The sequence below is a fragment of the Sporosarcina obsidiansis genome (assembly GCF_009651005.1).
GTDB classification, from domain to species: Bacteria; Bacillota; Bacilli; order Bacillales_A; family Planococcaceae; genus Sporosarcina; species Sporosarcina obsidiansis.
In genome coordinates this window covers 1-3,972 of sequence record NZ_WHVW01000042.1, presented here as the reverse complement: position 1 = coordinate 3,972, position 3,972 = coordinate 1, and the positions used below count along the sequence as shown (strand labels likewise).

Annotated in this window: 4 protein-coding genes and 1 rRNA gene; 3 read left to right on the top strand and 2 right to left on the bottom strand. The window is 41.8% G+C overall.

The features are described from left to right. Positions 1 to 103 precede the first annotated feature (103 nt). Positions 104 to 346: a DUF378 domain-containing protein gene (locus GD002_RS17540; RefSeq protein WP_153733650.1), complete on the bottom strand. Its 243-nt coding sequence runs from the start codon at positions 344 to 346 to the stop codon at positions 104 to 106. Between the two features lie 102 nt (positions 347 to 448). Between GD002_RS17540 and GD002_RS17535 the strand changes: the two genes are divergently transcribed. Next, the gene (locus tag GD002_RS17535; protein WP_153733649.1) at positions 449 to 1,612 is read left to right on the top strand and encodes an iron-containing alcohol dehydrogenase; all 1,164 of its coding nucleotides are present in this window, start codon (positions 449 to 451) and stop codon (positions 1,610 to 1,612) included. A 34-nt stretch (positions 1,613 to 1,646) separates the two neighbouring features. Here GD002_RS17535 and GD002_RS17530 read toward each other — a convergent pair whose 3' ends face one another. After that, positions 1,647 to 2,369, bottom strand: a complete 723-nt coding sequence (locus GD002_RS17530) for an MgtC/SapB family protein (protein WP_153733648.1) — start codon at positions 2,367 to 2,369, stop codon at positions 1,647 to 1,649. Positions 2,370 to 2,494: 125 nt separating this feature from the next. On the opposite strand from GD002_RS17530, the gene GD002_RS17525 reads away from it, so the two are divergent. Together GD002_RS17525 and GD002_RS17520 are read left to right on the top strand one after the other, a co-directional pair. After that, complete coding sequence (locus tag GD002_RS17525; RefSeq protein ID WP_153733651.1) at positions 2,495 to 3,397, top strand: DMT family transporter; 903 nt, start codon at positions 2,495 to 2,497, stop codon at positions 3,395 to 3,397. Between the two features lie 404 nt (positions 3,398 to 3,801). Next, a 16S ribosomal RNA gene (locus GD002_RS17520) occupies positions 3,802 to 3,972 on the top strand; the annotation flags it as partial.

Sequence of the window (3,972 nt, the reverse complement as noted above, 5' to 3'; positions counted from 1 at the left end):
CTCTGATTTTAGTACCGAAATGACAAAAGGGTTGGAAATCGTTACGATTTCCAACCCTTTTGTCTACAGTCTGAGGCATCTCCTCAAATAGAGGAGATGCCTTTTATACGTGATCTGTAGATGGTTCGGGTGTCGGTTCTTCATCTGTTTTCTGCCAATAATTAAACAATACACCAAGCGTCATAAGTCCGGATAATCCGATGAGTACATAGATAAATCGTGCTAACGGCTGATAAGCGCCTTCCGTTAATTGTGCGATGACATCAAATCGGAAAATCCCTACGACACCCCAATTCAATGCGCCGATAATCGTTATGGCTAGCGCTAATTTCTGAAGTGTTTCCATACGATCTCCTCCTATACAAAGTATATCCCATTTTGAAAACACTATACTTGCATCATAAATACATCTTTTTCATAATAGAGAGTAAGATAAGGAGGCGTTATTATGGATAATTTTATTTTTCATAATCCGACTAAGCTGATTTTTGGGGAGAACCAACTAGGGCGATTGCCTAAAGAACTTGCAACTTACGGAAAGAAAGTGCTAGTAGTCTATGGTGGCGGAAGTATCAAGCGAAATGGATTGTATGATTCATTAATGAACCTTCTGGACAAAAGTGAATTTGAAGTATACGAAATGGGTGGAGTTGAACCGAACCCGCGTCTGTCGACCGCTAAAAGAGGTGCTGCTTTATGTAAACAGCACGATATTGATGTCATCGTGGCAGCTGGCGGTGGTTCAGTGATCGATTGTACAAAATTGATTGCTTCCGCAGCGAAGTATGATGGTGATCCTTGGGACTTTGTAATAGGAAAGGCGAGACCGACAGAAGCGTTGCCTTTTGGTACTATCTTGACATTAACGGCAACTAGTTCAGAAATGAATGCAGGTTCTGTTATTACGAATGAAGAAACGAAAGAGAAATATGGGTGGGGTGGCCCATTCAATTATCCTAAGTTTTCGATACTCGATCCAGCGTATACATTAACGGTTCCTATGGATCAAACAGTAAACGGGATTGTGGATACGATGTCTCATATTTTCGAGCAATATTTTCATTTGACAGAGAACACTTCATTTCAAGATGAGATGTGCGAAGCTGCCTTACGTTCTGTAATGGATATAGGTGGGAGGTTAGTGGAAGATCCTAATAATATGGAATTGCGGGAATCCATGATGTTGGCTGGTGTATGGGGGCTGAATGGTTTCTTGTCAATGGGGATGAGGGGAGATTGGGGTACTCATGATATAGAGCATGCAGTTTCAGCGATTTATGATATCCCTCACGCAGGAGGATTGGCGATTTTATTCCCGCATTGGATGCGGCTAACATATCCGCGGAATCCAAAACGTTATGTACGGTTAGCGGTTAATGTCTTCGGTGTTGACGCAACTGGCAAACCGGATGAGGAGATTGCAATGGAAGGAATTGATCGATTGAGTGCCTATTGGCAAAAGATCGGAGCTCCTGTTTCGCTTGCTGACTATCAAATTGATGATTCGCAGCTCGAATTGATTGCTGAAAAAGCTTCTGCCAAGGGTCTGGTTGGCGGCTATGCTAAACTTTCGAAAGATGAAGTAGTTACGCTTTTAACAGCTTGTTTATGAGGGGGAGCGTCAAGTCTTATGGACTTGACGCTTTTTATGGATAAATCACGATATCCGCTGATTCTACATACGAAAGAGTAGTCAATTCAACATAGAGAGAAGAGGTGGATTTTTTTGGTAGTGCAATGAGCTTGAACTGTAACTCGTGCCGCAGCTTGTGTTGATCCGATTCGAATTGTCTAATTCGCATATGGTCAATTTCCATGCTTTCTTTTCGTAAATATTGCACTAGGTCTTCAATTTTTGATTTATCTGTGATGATGACGATGCAGGTTGCTTCTTTCATTCGCAAGCGTCTTGGGCCGAATTTGCTAAGGAAAGGGGCGACCAGTTCAATGACAATCATGACACTGATAACAGCGAAAAAAGCCTCTAGATAAAAACCTGCACCTACAGCAATCCCGATGCCTGCTGCTCCCCAGATCATGGCGGCTGTGGTGAGTCCTGTAATATTATCATTGTCTCTTCGAAGAATCGCGCCTGCACCTAAAAATCCAATACCGCTGACTATCTGCGCAGATAGACGTAAAGGGTCCATCGTGATGTTGATATCATCACGGGCAGGTACCAAGTAGGCAGCTTCCATTGAAATAATCGTTAAGAGGCAACTAAAGGTGGCGATCACTGCGCTCGTTTTTAGCCCGATCGGCTTCTTTTTAATTTCTCTCTCTACACCGATGACTATACTGAGGAAAAGCGCGATGCCGATTTTAATGACTGCTTCCATATTAAACGACTCAGTTAGTAAGGTAAGCATGGTGAACCCTCCTTCGCGGACAAATTGGGGAGATTACATATGAAATTTAAAAATATAACAAGAGTCTAGAATGCCCTCTGTTTCTATTGTAAAGGGTAGATAGATAGAAAGAGAAGTGATTTATGATGAATAAACCGATTATTCATCCATACATACCGATTGCTATTGGTGTCTTGACTGTTGGTTTTTCCGCTGTCGTTGTAAAATTAATAACAGCTGATGCAGGAGTGATCGCCTTCTATCGTATGTTTTTTTCAGTAGTATTTATGCTTCCGTTCTTTCTGCACTCCTATCGGCATGAGCTGAAAGAGTTAACGAGAAGAGATTGGTTATTTTCATCAGTTGCGGGGATATTTCTAGCGATTCATTTTATTCTTTGGTTTGAATCTCTAACTTATACTTCTGTTGCAAGTTCAACAGTTCTCGTTACGTTACAACCTATTTTCGCATTAGCTGGAACTGCGCTTTTCTTTAAAGAAGTGATTAGCGGTAAAATGCTGATTGCTGTCCTGGTTGCATTGTCAGGAAGTGTCGTCATCAGTTGGGGTGACTTTCAGTTAAGTGGGGCAGCGCTTTTTGGAGATGTGCTGGCGTTATTGGCTTGTCTTTTCATTACGGCGTATTTATTGGTTGGGCAAGATGTGAGAAAAAGAGTATCTCTTGTGACGTATACTTTTCTTGTTTACTTAGCAAGTTCGATTGCGCTATTCATATATGTAGTGGGAACAAGGCAATCTCTACTTCACTATCCGGCATCCGATTGGGCTTGGTTTCTTGTTTTGGCTTTACTGCCAAACTTATTAGGACATACATTATTTAACTGGGCTATAAAGTGGGTTAGCACAAATGTAGTGTCAATAGCAGTATTATTTGAACCTGTCATAGCTTCTATAGCAGCATATTACATTTTACGAGAAAGCATTTCAATTCCACAATTAATTGGTGGAATCATTGTATTGATAGGGATTCTGTTGTTCGTTATCGACGTGCAAGCAATAAAGAAAAAACTTTTTTTGAAAAACACTTGATTTCTATATTGGATCTATTGTATAGTAGTTCTTGTCGCTTGAGGCGGTTGAGAAATCAAGAAAACTTTTTTAAAAAAGTTGTTGACTTCATAGATTGCTTAAAGTAATATAGAGAAGTCGCTTTTACAAGAAGCGCACAACATGAACCTTGAAAACTGAACAGCAAAACGTTAACGAAATATATGTTTGTGCATTGGCTTTGCCGGTGACACAAACACAAAACGAGTATCTTAAATGATGCCAGCAAGAAATCGAGCTAACTCGAATTTTTCTTATACGTCCCGGCTGACGAGGCGTTGTGGAGTGCTAGGAAACGAACGAGGGAAAGAGGGAGCGTACTACCGTACGTGACCGACTGAACGAGTGAAGTTGACGACGCAATCCGCAGCGTATCGTCTGCCGGATTTATGGAGAGTTTGATCCTGGCTCAGGACGAACGCTGGCGGCGTGCCTAATACATGCAAGTCGAGCGGAACTTTGGGAGCTTGCTCCTAAAGTTTAGCGGCGGACGGGTGAGTAACACGTGGGCAACCTACCTTACAGATGGGGATAACTCCGGGAAACCGGGGCTAATA